The following is a 14,623-nucleotide window of genomic DNA, read 5'->3' as shown; positions in this document are numbered from 1 at the left end:
CACCTCCCCTTCGCTTCGCTCGTGGAGGAGTCCGAAACGTCCGGACACCCCCGCCCCCGCTCCGGCCCCGCACCCCTCCCCGTCGTCGGCCGCGGGCCGGCGGATCGGGACAACCCGGGGTGCCGGTCGCGCGTCCCTGATCGTGGCGTTCCGAGGGGAGGCCGTATGACCGCCGACGACATCCGGGTGGCGCGTCGCGGGCCCGCGACCGGCCACGGTGGGTCACCCGCGCACGCCGTCGTCGTCGGCGGCGGGCTCGCCGGTGTCACCTGCGCGCTGCAGCTCGCCGAGAGCGGGGTGCGCGTCACGCTGCTCGAAGGGCGGCCGCGGCTCGGCGGGCTCGCGTTCTCGTTCCGGCGCGGCGATCTGACGGTCGACAACGGGCAGCACGTCTATCTGCGGTGCTGCACCGCCTACCGGTGGTTCCTCGACCGGATCGACGGCACCCGCCTCGCGCCCGTACAGCCGCGGCTCGACGTGCCCGTGCTCGACGTCGGGCACCCCCGCGGACCGCGGCTCGGGCGGCTGCGGCGCACCGCCCTGCCCGTACCGCTGCACCTCGCCGCGAGCCTGGCGACCTATCCGCACCTCTCGCTCGCCGAGCGGGCGAGCGTCGGTCGTGCCGCCCTCGCCCTGAAGAAGCTCGACCCCGCCGACCCGGCCCTCGACGGCATCGACTTCGCGACCTGGCTCGGCCGCCACGGCCAGTCCGCGCGGGCCGTCGAGGCCCTGTGGGACCTGGTCGGGGTCGCCACCCTCAACGCCGTCGCCCCGCACGCCTCCATGGGCCTGGCCGCGATGGTCTTCAAGACCGGGCTGCTCTCCGAGCCCGGTGCCGCCGACATCGGCTGGGCGCACGTGCCGCTCGGCGAACTCCACGACACCCGCGCCCGCAAGGCCCTGGACGCGCTCGGTGTCCGCACCGAGCTGCGCACCAAGGCCGAGCGGATCACCCGCGGCGACGACGGGCGCTGGACCGTGCGGGTGCCGGGGGAGACCCTGGAGGCCGACGCCGTCGTCCTCGCCGTGCCGCAGCGCGAGGCCCGCGGGCTCCTGCCCGACGGCGCCCTCGACGATCCCGACCGCCTCCTCGACATCGGCACCGCCCCCATCCTCAACCTGCACGTCGTCTACGACCGCAAGGTGCTGCGGCAGCCCTTCTTCGCCGCGCTCGGTTCACCGGTGCAGTGGGTCTTCGACCGCACCGACTCCTCCGGCCTGACGGGCGGCGGCCAGTACCTCGCCGTCTCCCAGTCCGCCGCCCAGGACGAGATCGACGAGCCCGTCGCCGCGCTCCGCGAGCGCTACCTCCCGGAGCTCGAGCGGCTGCTGCCCGCCGCCCGGGGCGCCGGGATCCGGGACTTCTTCGTCACCCGCGAGCGGACCGCCACGTTCGCCCCGACCCCTGGCGTCGGCCGGCTCCGCCCCGGCGCCCGCACCCACGCGCCCGGCCTGTACCTGGCCGGCGCATGGACCGCCACCGGCTGGCCCGCGACCATGGAGGGTGCCGTCCGCAGCGGCTTCAGCGCCGCGGGCGCCGCACTCTCCGCCCTCGGCCGCCGCTACGACCATCCGCTACAGGAGGCGGCATGAGTGTGAGTACCGGAACTAGAGGAGAGACCGTGCCGACTGCGCCCCCGGGGAATCCGGCCGTCGACACCGCGGACGTCGCCGCACTGCTGGAGCGGGGCCGCGCCCTGTCCACGCCCGTCATGCGGGCGGCCGTCGACCGCCTCGCGCCGCCCATGGACACCGTGGCCGCCTACCACTTCGGCTGGATCGACGCCCAGGGCAACCCGACCGAGGGCGACAGCGGCAAGGCCGTCCGGCCCGCGCTCGCCCTGATCTCCGCCGAGGCGGCGGGCGCCGCGCCCGAGGTCGGCATCCCCGGCGCCGTCGCCGTGGAGCTCGTGCACAACTTCTCGCTGCTCCACGACGACCTGATGGACGGCGACGAGCAGCGCCGCCACCGCGACACCGTGTGGAAGGTGCACGGCCCCGCCCAGGCCATCCTGGTCGGCGACGCCCTGTTCGCCCTCGCCAACGAGCTGCTCCTCGAGCTCGGCACCGTCGAGGCCGGCCGGGCCACCCGCCGGCTGACCACGGCCACCCGCAAGCTCATCGACGGGCAGGCCCAGGACATCAGCTACGAGCACCGCGAGCGGGTCACCGTCGAGGAGTGCCTGGAGATGGAGGGCAACAAGACCGGCGCCCTCCTCGCCTGCGCCGTCTCCATCGGCGCCGTGCTCGGCGGCGCCGACGACCGCACCGCCGACAAGCTGGAGGAGTACGGCTACCACCTGGGCCTCGCGTTCCAGGCCGTCGACGACCTCCTCGGCATCTGGGGCGACCCCGAGGCCACCGGCAAGCAGACCTGGTCCGACCTGCGCCAGCGCAAGAAGTCCCTGCCGGTCGTCGCCGCCCTCGCGGCCGGCGGCCCGGCCTCCGAGCGACTCGGCAGGCTGCTCGCCGCCGACGCGAAGAGCACCGACTTCGACTCCTTCTCGGAGGAGGAGTTCGCCACCCGCGCCGCCCTCATCGAGGAGGCCGGCGGCCGGGAGTGGACCTCCCAGGAGGCCCGCCGTCAGCACGCCATCGCCATCCGTGCCCTGCACGACGTGGACCTCCCGGCCCATGTCCGGGAACAGCTCACGGCGCTGGCCGATTTCGTCGTCGTACGGAAGAGATGATCACCATCGCTCTGATATGAGTTCGCAGTCGCCGTCCGGTGCCGCCCGGCACCGGACGACGGCAGACCCGAAGAAGCAGAACGTACGCAGAAGTACACCGCCTGCACGAAGGGGAAGCCATGACAGCGACGACCGACGGGAGCGCCGGGGCCGTGGGTCCCCGGGCAGCCGCGGCCAGCGAAACGACCACCATCACTCCAGGGGACCTCGACGAGGCCGCCGCCAAAGCGGCGGAACGATCCGTCGACCACCTCCTCGGCCGGCAGGACGCCGAGGGCTGGTGGAAGGGCGACCTGGAGACCAACGTCACCATGGACGCCGAGGACCTGCTGCTCCGGCAGTTCCTGGGAATCCTCGACCCCGAGACCACCCGCGCCGCCGCCCTCTTCATCCGCGGCGAACAGCGCGAGGACGGCGCCTGGGTCACCTTCTACGGAGGGCCCGGCGACCTCTCCGCCACCATCGAGGCCTACGTCGCCCTGCGGCTCGCCGGAGACGCACCCGACGCCCCGCACATGGCCCGCGCCTCCGCCTGGATCCGCGCCCGGGGCGGCATCGCCGAGGCCCGCGTCTTCACCCGGATCTGGCTCGCCCTGTTCGGCTGGTGGCGCTGGGAGGACCTGCCCGAGCTGCCGCCCGAGCTGGTGTTCCTGCCCAGCTGGTTCCCGCTCAACATCTACGACTTCGGCTGCTGGGCCCGGCAGACGATCGTGCCGCTCACCGTCGTCTCCGCCAAACGGCCGGTGCGCCCGGCCCCCTTCGCGCTGGACGAGCTGCACACCGACCCGGCCCGCCCGAACCCGGGCAAGCCCCTGGCCCCCGCGGCCAGTTGGGACGGCTTCTTCCAGCGCGTCGACAAGGGGCTGCACCTCTACCGCAAGGTCGCGCCGCGCCGGCTCCGCAAGGCCGCCATGAACGTCGCCGCCCGCTGGATCGTCGAGCGGCAGGAGAACGACGGCTGCTGGGGCGGCATCCAGCCGCCCGCCGTCTACTCGGTCATCGCCCTCCACCTCCTCGGCTACGACCTCCGGCACCCCGTGATGCGGGCCGGTCTGGAGTCCCTCGACCGCTTCGCCGTGTGGCGCGAGGACGGCGCCCGCATGATCGAGGCCTGCCAGTCCCCGGTCTGGGACACCTGCCTCGCCACCATCGCGCTCGCCGACGCAGGCGTACGGCCCGACCACCCGGCACTCGTCAAGGCCGCCGACTGGATGCTCGGCGAGGAGATCGTCCGCAAGGGCGACTGGGCCGTACGCAGGCCCCAACTCCCGCCGGGCGGATGGGCGTTCGAGTTCCACAACGACAACTACCCCGACATCGACGACACCGCCGAGGTGATCCTCGCCCTCCGCCGGGTCAGGCACCCCGACCCGGCACGGGTGGACGCGGCCGTCGCCCGCGGCGGCCGCTGGACCGTCGGCATGCAGTCGAAGAACGGCGCCTGGGGCGCCTTCGACGCCGACAACACCAGCCCCTTCCCCAACCGGCTGCCGTTCTGCGACTTCGGCGAGGTCATCGACCCGCCCTCCGCCGACGTCACCGCCCACGTCGTGGAGATGCTCGCCCACGAGGGCCGGGCCGACCACCCGCGCACCCGCCGGGGCGTCGACTGGCTGCTCGCGGCACAGGAGCCCAGCGGTGCCTGGTTCGGCCGCTGGGGCGTCAACTACGTCTACGGCACCGGGTCCGTGGTCCCCGCCCTCACCGCCGCCGGGATCCCCCGCAGCCACCCGGCGATCCGGCGGGCCGTCGGCTGGCTGGAGTCCGTGCAGAACGAGGACGGCGGCTGGGGCGAGGACCTGCGCTCCTACACGGAGCCGCAGTGGATCGGCCACGGCGCCTCCACCGCCTCCCAGACCGCCTGGGCGCTGATCGCGCTGCTCGCCGCCGGCGAGCGGGACTCCGAGGCGGTCCGGCGCGGCGTCGCCTGGCTGGTGCGGACGCAACGGGAGGACGGCTCCTGGGACGAGCCGTACTTCACGGGCACCGGCTTCCCCTGGGACTTCTCCATCAACTACCACCTCTACCGCCAGGTCTTCCCGCTCACCGCGCTCGGCCGCTACGTGAACGGGGAGCCCGTCCCGCCCGGCCGGGAGGGCCGCTGATGGACAAGGAGCCGGCCGCCGGGGCCGCCGTACCGCCGCTGCTCGTCGCCTGCGCGCTCGGCATCGAGAAGCTGGCGCTGCGCAGCGGCGACCGAGGCGGGGCGCCCGCGCCCGTGACCGTGGTGCGGACCGGGATGGGCCCGGCGCACGCGCGCCAGGCGGTCTCCCGCGCCCTCGGCCGCGAGCCCTGGCAGGACGCCGCCGTCATCGCCTCCGGGTTCTGCGCGGGCCTCGCGCCCGGGATGCACCCCGGCGACCTGATCGTCGCCGAGGAGACCCGCGGCCCCGACGGCACCATCCCCTGCGTCGGCACCGGGCTCCTGGTGAAGGCGCTCGTCCGGGCGCTGCCCGGGCGCACCGTCCACACCGGCCCGCTGACCGGCTCCGACCACGTGGTCCGCGGCCCCGAGCGGGCGGCGCTGCTCGCCGGCGGGGCGATCGCCGTCGACATGGAGTCCGCCGCCACGCTGAGCACCGCGGTGGCCGCCGGACCGCGCCCGGTTGCGGCCGTACGGGTGGTCGTGGACGCTCCAGAACATGAACTGGTCCGGATCGGCACGGTGCGCGGGGGAATATCGGCCTTCCGTGTTCTTCGTGCGGTCCTTCCCGCATTCTCCGAATGGCACCGTTCTTTGCTGCTCCCCAGGAGGTGAGCGAGTTATGGCCATGCCGCTCCGTCAGTCCGTCCGGGTCGGGACCTACCTCTTCGAACAGAAGCTCCGCAAGCGGGACAAGTTCCCGCTGATCGTCGAGCTCGAGCCCTTGTTCGCCTGCAACCTCAAGTGCGAGGGCTGCGGCAAGATCCAGCACCCGGCCGGCGTCCTCAAGCAGCGGATGCCGGTCGCCCAGGCCGTCGGCGCGGTCCTGGAGTCCGGGGCGCCGATGGTCTCGATCGCCGGTGGCGAACCGTTGATGCACCCTCAGATCGACGAGATCGTGCGGCAGCTGGTGGCCAAGCGCAAGTACCTCTTCCTCTGCACCAACGCCATGCTGCTGCGCAAGAAGCTGGACGACTTCACGCCCTCGCCCTATTTCGCCTTCGCCGTGCACATCGACGGGCTGCGTGAGCGGCACGACGAATCGGTCGCGAAGGAGGGCGTGTTCGACGAGGCGGTGGCGGCGATCAAGGAGGCCAAGCGGCGCGGCTTCCGGGTCACCACCAATTCGACCTTCTTCAACACCGACACCCCGCAGACGGTCATCGAGGTGCTCAACTTCCTCAACGACGACCTCAAGGTCGACGAAATGATGATCTCGCCCGCCTACGCCTACGAGAAGGCCCCCGACCAGGAGCACTTCCTCGGCGTGGAACAGACCAGGGAGCTCTTCAGGAAGGCGTTCGCAGGCGGAAACCGGCGGCGTTGGCGGCTCAACCACTCGCCGCTCTTCCTGGACTTCCTCGAAGGCAAGGCCGATTTCCCGTGCACCGCGTGGGCGATCCCCAACTACTCGCTCTTCGGGTGGCAGCGCCCCTGCTATCTGATGAGTGACGGCTACGTCCCCACGTACCGCGAGCTCATCGAGGAGACGGACTGGGACAAGTACGGCCGCGGCAAGGACCCACGCTGCGCCAACTGCATGGCGCACTGCGGCTACGAGCCCACCGCCGTCCTCGCCACCATGGGTTCGCTCAAGGAGTCGCTGCGCGCGGTCCGCGAGACCGTCTCCGGGAACAACGGGTGAGCCGGTCATGACGGACGGCTCCGGCACCGGCACTTTCGACCTGCGGGCACTGCTCGCCGAGCGCGGCGGCGAGCGCTACGAGCTGCACGCCCGCCACCTCAACCACCAGCTCCCGCGGATGCTCCACACCATCGGCTTCGACAGGGTCTACGTGCGGGCCGAGGGCGCCCACTTCTGGGACGCCGACGGCAACGACCACCTCGACATGCTCGCCGGCTTCGGCGTCATGGGCCTCGGCCGGCACCACCCCGTCGTCCGGCAGGCCCTGCACGACGTCCTCGACGCCCAGCTCGCCGACCTCACCCGCTTCGACTGCCAGCCGCTGCCCGGACTCCTCGCCGAGAAGCTCCTCGCACACAGCCCGCACCTCGACCGGGTCTTCTTCGGCAACAGCGGCACGGAGGCCGTCGAGACCGCGCTCAAGTTCGCCCGGTACGCCACGGGCCGGGCGAGGATCGTCTACTGCTCCCACGCCTTCCACGGCCTGACCACGGGCTCGCTGTCCGTCAACGGAGAGAGCGGCTTCCGGGACGGCTTCGGCCCGCTCCTTCCCGACACGGCGATCGAGCTCGGCGACCTCGACGCCCTGGAGCGGGAGCTGCGCAAGGGCGACGTGGCCGGCTTCGTCGTCGAGCCGATCCAGGGCAAGGGCGTCCACGAGGCCCCGCCGGGCTTCCTGCGGGCCGCCCAGGAGCTCCTGCACCGGCACGGGGCCCTGCTGATCGCGGACGAGGTGCAGACGGGCCTCGGCAGGACCGGCGACTTCTACGCCTACCAGCACGAGGACGGCGTCGAGCCCGACCTGGTCTGCGTCGCCAAGGCGCTCTCCGGCGGCTACGTGCCGGTCGGCGCCACCCTCGGCAAGGACTGGATCTTCAAGAAGGTCTATTCGTCGATGGACCGGGTCCTGGTCCACTCGGCGAGTTTCGGATCCAACGCGCAGGCCATGGCGGCCGGGCTCGCGGTGCTCTCGGTGATGGAGTCCGAGGGCACGGTGGCGCACGTCCGCCGGGTCGGCGACCTGCTCGCGACCCGGCTGCGCGAGCTCGTACCGCGCTACGAGCTCCTCAAGGAGATCCGCGGCCGGGGCCTGATGATCGGCATCGAGTTCGGCCGGCCGTCCTCGCTGGGCCTGCGCAGCCGCTGGACGATGCTCCAGGCGGCCCGCAAGGGGCTCTTCGCCCAGATGGTCGTGGTGCCGCTGCTGCAGCGGCACCACATCCTGACGCAGGTGTCCGGGGACCATCTGGAGGTGATCAAGCTGATCCCGCCGCTGGTCGTCGACGAGGCGGACGTCGACCGCTTCGTGACCGCCTTCACGGCCGTGATGGACGACGCGCACGGCGGCGGCGGACTGATGTGGGACTTCGGGAAGACGCTGGTCAAGCAGGCGGTCGCCCAGCGCTGACCGGAACCGGCCCAGGGTCTTTGCCTCTGGGGCAAGAAAGTTGCCCCAGAGGAAAGATCCTGGCGGAATGGAGGCATGGACCACGTCCCCGGGACGCCGCTCCCGGCCCCCGCCTCCTCCGACGTCCTGCCGGACGTCGCCCCCCAGCTGCGCGGACTGCGCCGCCGGCGCGGGCTCACCCTGGAGGCCGCCGCCCAGCGGGCCGGCCTCTCCCCGGCGCACCTCTCGCGCCTGGAGACGGGCAACAGGCAGCCCTCGCTGCCCATGCTGCTCGCGCTCGCCCGCATCTACGGTACGACGGTCTCCGAGCTCCTCGGCGAGGTCCCGCCCGAACGCGACCCGGTGATCCGGGGCGGGAAGGCCGAGGCCGTCGAGGCCGACGGCTGGATCTACCGCCCCGCCGGAGGCGCGGGCCGCGCCATGCAGGCGCTGCGCGTCCACGTGCCGTACGCCACCAGCGCCGACATCGTGCGTGTCCACCCCGGCGAGGAGTGGATCCACGTCCTCGACGGCCGGGTCAGGCTCGCGCTCGGCGACGCCGTGCACGTCCTCGACCCGGGGGACAGCGCGCACTTCGACTCGCTCACCCCGCACCGCATCGGCGCCGCCACCCGCGGCGGCGCCGAGCTGCTGTTCGTCCACACGCTGATGCAGAGCCCCGCCGCCGAGCTGTGCCTCGGCGACGGCACTCCGCACCGCCGCTGACCCTCAGAGAGGATCGACATGTCCGACAAATCCGTACCGGTCACCGGCGAGGAGCGCGGTGGCGGCAAGTTCCCCAAGGGTCTGGTGCTCCGGCTCTTCGCCTACCTGGTCGCCGGCCACCTCTTCGCCGCGTTCCTCTACCTGCTGTTCGCCCTGGGCGCGCAGAACCAGTAGGGGAACCTCCTCAGGGGGCTACGCGCCCGCGAGCAGCCGCTCGCGCAGCCGCTCGCGGGTCTCCGGGGCGAGCCTCAGGCCCTCCGCCAGATAGGTGTCGACGGAGCCCCAGGTCTCCTCGATGGCGTCGAAGGCGGCCCGCAGATACTCCACCCGCGCGTCGAAGAGCGGGCTCAGCAGCTCCATCACCTCGGGCGACATCGCGTCCGGAGCGGTGGAGCTGCGCTGTACCTTGTAGCGGCGGTGCGGGGCGTTGGACTTCAGGTAGTCCTCCTCGATCGCCTCGCGCTCCACGCCGACCGCGAGCAGCGAGATCGCGATCGCCAGCCCGGCCCGGTCCTTGCCGGCCGCGCAGTGCATCAGGGCGGGGACGCTGTCCTCGGCCATCGCGTGCAGGATCCGGCTGTGCTCGGCGGTCTTCCCGACGACCATCTTCCGGTATGAATCGGACATCCGGGCGGCGGCCCTGCCGTCGCCGAGCAGCTCGCGGAGCTGGACCACGTCCCCGTTGCGGACCAGCTTCCAGAACTCCTTGCCGTCGGCGGGGTCGCTCAGGGGTATGTTCACGTTCCGCACGCCGGGGAGGTCGACGTCCGGGCCCTCGATGCTGCGGTCGGCCTCGTTGCGGAAGTCGAAGACGGTGTGGAGGTCCAGGGTGGCGAGGAACTCCGCGTCCTCGGTCGTGGCGTGCGCCAGGTGGCCGCTGCGGAAGAGCCGCCCGGGGCGCACGGACAGGCCGTCCACGGTCGGCAGTCCGCCCAGGTCGCGGAAGTTGCGTACGCCGGTGAGCTCGGGCTCGGTCGTCGCTTGCGTCACGGTTGCTCCTGCTCTCGAGATCGGTTCCTGGGGCAATCATCATGGCTGGAACGCTCCGCACACACCCCATCGGGATGGAATGCGTGATCTGTCCGAATTGACTGATTGGACATAAGGCGCCCTGGTTGCAGGGGAGATGGGCTCCGGGGCGTGAGGAGCGTCATACACGTGACGGACCGTGGCTGATCGACTTTTTCAAATTCCCTTGGGCAAAGGGAAATCGAGGGGGCGTCATCGACGGAGGGTGACCGGAATTCCGGCCGGAATTCACGCGGCAGACGAATCCGTGGAACCTATGGCTTGTTCCTGTCGTCTCCGCTCGTCTAGCGTCGCGCTCACTCCGGACGGACCGCCTAATCCTGCCGCCGACCGGAATCCGCACCCACCCGTACACGGCAGGAGCGGGGGACCCAGGTAAGACGCCGATCCCTCGAAAGGACGGCTCGGGGTGAAGCCGCGCGACCACGCGGCCGGACATCTCCAGTCCGAACCCGACAGCTCACCTCGCAGGCGACGGAGAGGAATTCGCCATGCCCGCGAAGGGTAAGCACCGCCGCCCCAAGGCCAACCCGATCACCCGCGGGTTCGTGGCCGCCGGCACCGGAGGCGCCGTCGTCGCCCTCCCGCTGATCGGCGCCACCGGCGCGCACGCCGCCGAGCAGGCCGCCCCCGCCCACCCGCAGCAGGCCGTCGCCGCCGCTGCCCCCGCCGTCGCGACCCCCGCCAAGGCCCCGGCCAAGGCGAAGACGTACACCGTCGTGCGCGGCGACTACCTGTCGAAGATCGCCACCGAGCACCACCTCGCCGGCGGCTGGCAGAAGCTCTACCGCGACAACCGCCAGGTCGTCGGCGACAACCCCTCGCTGATCCTCCCCGGCATGAAGCTGACCCTCGGCGCCAAGAACACCGCCAAGGCCACGCCCGCTCCCAAGGCCGCCGCGCCGAAGGCCGCCGCCCCCAAGAGCTCCGCCAAGAACGGCGACGACGCGCCCACCCGCGCCTCCCGCGGCAGCGAGCGCGCCTCGGCCCCGGCCGCCGTCTTTTCCTCGGACTCGGCGTCCTCCTCCTCGTCGTCCTCGTCCGCCGGCTCCTCGTCGGCCGGTGCGGCCAGCTCCTCCGGCTGGGTCGCCCCCGTCGGCGGCGGCATCTCCACCCCGTACCGGGCCTCCGGCTCGATGTGGTCCTCCGGCTACCACACCGGTGTCGACTTCATCGCCTCCTCCGGCACCTCCGTCCGCGCGGTCGGCCCCGGCACCGTCTACTCCGCCGGCTGGAGCGGCGCCTACGGCAACGAGGTCGTCATCCAGCACGCGGACGGCACGTACTCCCAGTACGCCCACCTCTCCTCGCTGTCCGTCTCCGCCGGCCAGTCCGTGAGCGGCGGCCAGCAGATCGGCCTGTCCGGCTCGACCGGCAACTCCACCGGCCCGCACCTCCACTTCGAGATCCGCACCGGCCCGAGCTACGGCTCCGACATCGACCCGCTGGCCTACCTGCGCCAGCACGGCGTGGGCATCTGACCTCACGTCAGCATCCTGGCGTCACCTGACGGCGCCCCCGGAGGCCCGGCACACCCGTGCCGGGCCTCCGGCGTATTCCGGCTTGGTGGAATCTTTATCGGTGGCATATGTCACCCACCGTCAACCCCTCCTTACGGTCGCGTAGGTCACAACCCGAGGGGAAAGATGTGCTCCCGTGGCAGACGATTCGAGATCAACAGACAAGAACGCATTCGGGTCGTACGCGGCGATCGGTGACAGCTTCACCGAGGGCGTCGGAGACCCCGGGCCCGACGGGACGTTCGTCGGCTGGGCGGACCGGTTCGCGGTCCTGCTGGCCGACGAACTGCCGGAGCACGAGGACTTCCGGTACGCCAATCTCGCCGTACGGGGGCGCCTTCTCGACCAGATCGTCATGGAGCAGGTCCCGCGGGCGAAGGAACTCGCCCCGGACCTCGTGACCTTCTGCGCGGGCGGAAACGACATCATCCGCCCCGGCACCGACCCGGACGACGTCGCCGAGCGCTTCGAGCGCGCGGTGGCCGACCTCACCTCCGCCGTCGGCACCGTCATGGTGACCACCGGCTTCGACACGCGCGACGTGCCCCTCCTCAAGCACCTGAGGGGCAAGATCGCCACGTACAACGGGCACGTCCGGGCCATCGCCGACCGGTACGGCTGCCCCGTGCTCGACCTGTGGTCGCTGAAGTCCGTCCAGGACCGCCGCGCCTGGGACGAGGACCGGCTCCACCTGTCGCCCGAGGGCCACACCCGGGTCGCGCTGCGCGCCGCCCAGGTCCTCGGCAGGCGCGTACCGGCCGACCCGGAGCAGCCGTGGCCTCCGCAGCCGCCGCGCGGCACCCTGGAGGTCCGCAAGGACGACATCCACTGGGCCAGGGAGTACCTGGTGCCGTGGATCGGGCGCCGGCTGCGCGGCGAGAGCTCCGGCGACCACGTCGAGGCCAAGCGCCCTGACCTCATGCCCCTCTAGCGGGCAGGTCCGGGATTCGGGTCGAGGACGCGCTTGCGCGTTCACGCGGTAGAGGAGGCCGAGGGCGGCAGTCCGGCCCTCGGCCTCCTCTGCTGGGCGGGCGCGGGCCAGGGAGGGGCTGACGGCCGGGCGAGGAGCCGGGCCGGGGGGCGGGGCTGACGGTCGCGGTGTGCGTGTCCGGTCCAAAATGTGATGACTTGTCTGGTAATCATCATGCGTGTACGTCCGTCGCATCCTCACGGCTCTTCTGCTCGCCACGGCCGCGCTGTTCGCCACGGTCCCTCCGGCGGCCGGAGCGGACACGGGCCTGGGGGGCGGCACGGCCGCCGGAGGGCACACCGCCTCCGCGCCGCGTGCCGCGGCCCCCGCCTCCTTCACCATCGCCGGCCTCGACCTCCACGACGCCCAGATCGCCAGGTTCGGCGACACCTACTACATGTACGGCTCGATGTACGGCTGCGGCTTCGAGTGGTACGTCAAGCCGACGCCCTGGTGCGGCTTCGGCGTCTCCACGGCGTCCAGGCCGCAAGGGCCGTGGACCCCGCCCAGGCTGCTGTTCGACCCGACGACCGTCGACCCCTGGACCGACAACTCCTGGCAGGACACCTGCGGCGCCTCCGGGCAGGGCTGCTTCAACCCGCGGATGATCCGCCGCACCGGCTGGGGCCGCGACGACGGGGCCTTCGTCCTCTGGTTCAACAGCCCCCGGCACTACTCCCTCGACGGGACCCATGCCTACAACGCGATGGGCTGCGCCTCCGCCGCGGGACCGTGCGGGCCCGCACCCGTCACCGACGGCTTCTACCGCAAGCCCACGCTCTCCGTCTGCAAGGGCAACGGCGACTTCGGCATCATCGACTCCGGCACCCCGGGCGGCCATCCCGCGATCGTCTGCACCCTCCCGGGCAGCGCACAGCTCAACATCGAGGAGCTCGACGCGTGGGGGAGCGGCGGCACCGGCGTCGGCGTGCGCAAGGTCGCCGGGCTCAAGAAGATCGAGGGGCCGGGAGGCTACTGGGACCCGGTGCAGCGACTCTACGTGCTCACCTACGCCGATCCCGCCTGCGGCTACTGCACCGGCACCCCGATCGGCTACGCCACCGCGCCCTCGCTCTACTCCGGCTGGGCCGCGCCCGACAACCTCGGCTGGAACGCGCCCGCGTTCGGGCGGCGCATCTTCAACGGCAACAGCTGCGGCGGACAGCCGCGGACCGTGACCGTCCTCGACGGGCAGCCGTGGCAGATCATCGACCTGTGGCTCGGCACCCGCAACGAGGCCGCGGCCGCCACCCATCTGGTCCCGCTCGCCTACAAGCCCGCACCGGGCATCGCGGGCGACGGCCGGCTCTGGCGCCCGCCGCTCAGGCTCGACTGCTGAAGCCCGAGGCCTGGTACGGAGAGGTGAAGGAGAGGACCGTCCAGGAGTGGCGCGGCGGCTCGACGGGCGGCGGCTGGTGGGATGTGCGCGCCGGACGACCACCGGCAACCACCGCCGAAGGGACCGCCCATGACGCCTCGTCACCCCGACCACCACCCCGGAGCCCTCCCCGACGCCCGCCCCGAGGCCCTGCTGGAGGCCCGCTCCCAGGGGCACCCCGGACGGCGCACCGACGCCGTGACCGGCCGCCCGGAGGCCCGCCCCGAGGCCCGCCCGGGGGCCCGCCCGGAGGCCCGCCCCGAGGGGCACACCGGGAGGCGCGCCGACGCCGTGACCGGCCGCCGGTCCGCGGGCCGGCGGACCGGCGGCCGCTTCCGCGCGCTCGCCGTCGGCGCCGTGGCCGGTGCCGCGTTCGGCGGAGTCCTCCTCGGCGCCGCCGCTCCCGCCCTCGCCGCCGCGCCGGGCACCACCGTGCCCGCGGCCGCCGCCGCACGGGCTCCGCAGCCGACCACCGTCACGGTCGGCGGCAGCGGACGGGCCGCCGCGGCACCCGACCTCGCGGCGCTCTCGGTCGGTGTCGAGGCGACCCGCAAGACCGCGAAGGAGGCCCTGGCCGCCCAGAGCGCGGCGGCGAAGGCGCTGGTCGAAGCGCTGCACGTGCAGGGCATCGCCGAGCGTGACATCCGCACCGAGAGCCTCTCCCTGTCGCCGGTCTACACCCAGTCCCCGGAGGGCGAGAGCAAGGTCACGGGCTACCAGGCCGGGCAGACCTTCTCCGTGAAGGTCCGCGACATCGACCGGACCGGCCAGATCATCGGCGCCGTGAACGAGGCCACCGGTGACGCGGGCCGGATCAACGGCGTCGTCTTCGACGTGGCCGACCCCACCAGGCTCCGCGCCAAGGCCCGCGAGGCCGCCTACCGCGACGCCCATGACAAGGCCGCGCAGCACGCCCGGCTGAGCGGCCACAAGCTGGGCCGGCTGGTCTCGCTCACCGAGGGCGAGAGCAGCCGCCCCGGCCCCGGCGCCGTCCCGAGCGCACCCGCCGACGGCGGCGAGGGCGTACCGCTCGCGCCGGGCGAGATCGAGGAGCACGTGACGGTCACGGCCGTGTTCGAGCTGGTCTGAGCCCGGCACCGGCGTCGCCGGACGCCTGCCGGGCCTGCCCGGGTCG

At 72.7% G+C, this 14,623-nt stretch carries 13 protein-coding genes and 1 riboswitch; of the genes, 12 read left to right on the top strand and 1 reads right to left on the bottom strand.

The features are described 5' to 3' along the window. Positions 1-165 precede the first annotated feature (165 nt). The 8 genes from hpnE to ACFVGS_RS19500 all read left to right on the top strand — a co-directional run bounded on the left by hpnE (position 166) and on the right by ACFVGS_RS19500 (position 8,765). Entirely contained in the window at positions 166-1,593 is a 1,428-nt protein-coding gene (gene hpnE, locus ACFVGS_RS19535) for a hydroxysqualene dehydroxylase HpnE (RefSeq protein ID WP_385693155.1), read from the top strand. Next, complete coding sequence (locus ACFVGS_RS19530) at positions 1,590-2,690, top strand: polyprenyl synthetase family protein (protein WP_384410863.1); 1,101 nt, start codon at positions 1,590-1,592, stop codon at positions 2,688-2,690. Before hpnE ends, ACFVGS_RS19530 begins: the two co-directional genes overlap by 4 nt. A 119-nt stretch (positions 2,691-2,809) precedes the next feature. After that, positions 2,810-4,795, top strand: a complete 1,986-nt coding sequence (gene shc / locus ACFVGS_RS19525) for a squalene--hopene cyclase (protein WP_384410866.1) — start codon at positions 2,810-2,812, stop codon at positions 4,793-4,795. Next, positions 4,795-5,448: a 1-hydroxy-2-methyl-2-butenyl 4-diphosphate reductase gene (locus ACFVGS_RS19520; protein WP_384410869.1), complete on the top strand. Its 654-nt coding sequence runs from the start codon at positions 4,795-4,797 to the stop codon at positions 5,446-5,448. The genes shc and ACFVGS_RS19520 overlap by 1 nt, the downstream gene beginning before the upstream one ends. Before the next feature lie 7 nt (positions 5,449-5,455). Then, entirely contained in the window at positions 5,456-6,478 is a 1,023-nt protein-coding gene (hpnH, locus tag ACFVGS_RS19515; protein WP_385693154.1) for an adenosyl-hopene transferase HpnH, read from the top strand. Positions 6,479-6,485: 7 nt separating this feature from the next. Further along, positions 6,486-7,886: an aspartate aminotransferase family protein gene (locus ACFVGS_RS19510; RefSeq protein ID WP_385693153.1), complete on the top strand. Its 1,401-nt coding sequence runs from the start codon at positions 6,486-6,488 to the stop codon at positions 7,884-7,886. Between the two features lie 75 nt (positions 7,887-7,961). Then, entirely contained in the window at positions 7,962-8,591 is a 630-nt protein-coding gene (locus ACFVGS_RS19505) for a helix-turn-helix domain-containing protein (protein WP_385693152.1), read from the top strand. An 18-nt stretch (positions 8,592-8,609) separates the two neighbouring features. Beyond that, positions 8,610-8,765 (top strand): DUF6126 family protein, encoded by a 156-nt coding sequence (locus ACFVGS_RS19500; RefSeq protein WP_384410880.1) that lies wholly within the window; start codon positions 8,610-8,612, stop codon positions 8,763-8,765. A gap of 18 nt (positions 8,766-8,783) precedes the next feature. Here the strand turns inward: ACFVGS_RS19500 and ACFVGS_RS19495 are convergent, their stop codons facing one another. Continuing rightward, positions 8,784-9,581, bottom strand: a complete 798-nt coding sequence (locus tag ACFVGS_RS19495) for a tyrosine-protein phosphatase (protein ID WP_385693151.1) — start codon at positions 9,579-9,581, stop codon at positions 8,784-8,786. A gap of 373 nt (positions 9,582-9,954) precedes the next feature. Continuing rightward, positions 9,955-10,107: riboswitch (cyclic di-AMP (ydaO/yuaA leader) on the top strand. 4 nt (positions 10,108-10,111) lie between these two features. Between ACFVGS_RS19495 and ACFVGS_RS19490 the strand changes: the two genes are divergently transcribed. The 4 genes from ACFVGS_RS19490 (at position 10,112) to ACFVGS_RS19475 (ending at position 14,577) form a co-directional block, all read left to right on the top strand. Beyond that, the gene (locus ACFVGS_RS19490) at positions 10,112-11,101 is read left to right on the top strand and encodes a peptidoglycan DD-metalloendopeptidase family protein (RefSeq protein WP_385693150.1); all 990 of its coding nucleotides are present in this window, start codon (positions 10,112-10,114) and stop codon (positions 11,099-11,101) included. Positions 11,102-11,276: 175 nt separating this feature from the next. Continuing rightward, complete coding sequence (locus ACFVGS_RS19485; protein WP_384410889.1) at positions 11,277-12,071, top strand: SGNH/GDSL hydrolase family protein; 795 nt, start codon at positions 11,277-11,279, stop codon at positions 12,069-12,071. 217 nt (positions 12,072-12,288) lie between these two features. Continuing rightward, positions 12,289-13,449, top strand: a complete 1,161-nt coding sequence (locus ACFVGS_RS19480; RefSeq protein ID WP_385693149.1) for a hypothetical protein — start codon at positions 12,289-12,291, stop codon at positions 13,447-13,449. Positions 13,450-13,578: 129 nt separating this feature from the next. Beyond that, entirely contained in the window at positions 13,579-14,577 is a 999-nt protein-coding gene (locus ACFVGS_RS19475) for an SIMPL domain-containing protein (protein ID WP_385693148.1), read from the top strand. Positions 14,578-14,623 lie beyond the last annotated feature (46 nt).

The organism is Streptomyces sp. NPDC127114, assembly GCF_042677525.1.
In the GTDB taxonomy this organism is placed as follows: domain Bacteria; phylum Actinomycetota; class Actinomycetes; order Streptomycetales; family Streptomycetaceae; genus Streptomyces.
The sequence above is the reverse complement of the archived record's forward strand: the minus strand, read 5'-3'. Positions and strand labels throughout refer to the sequence as shown.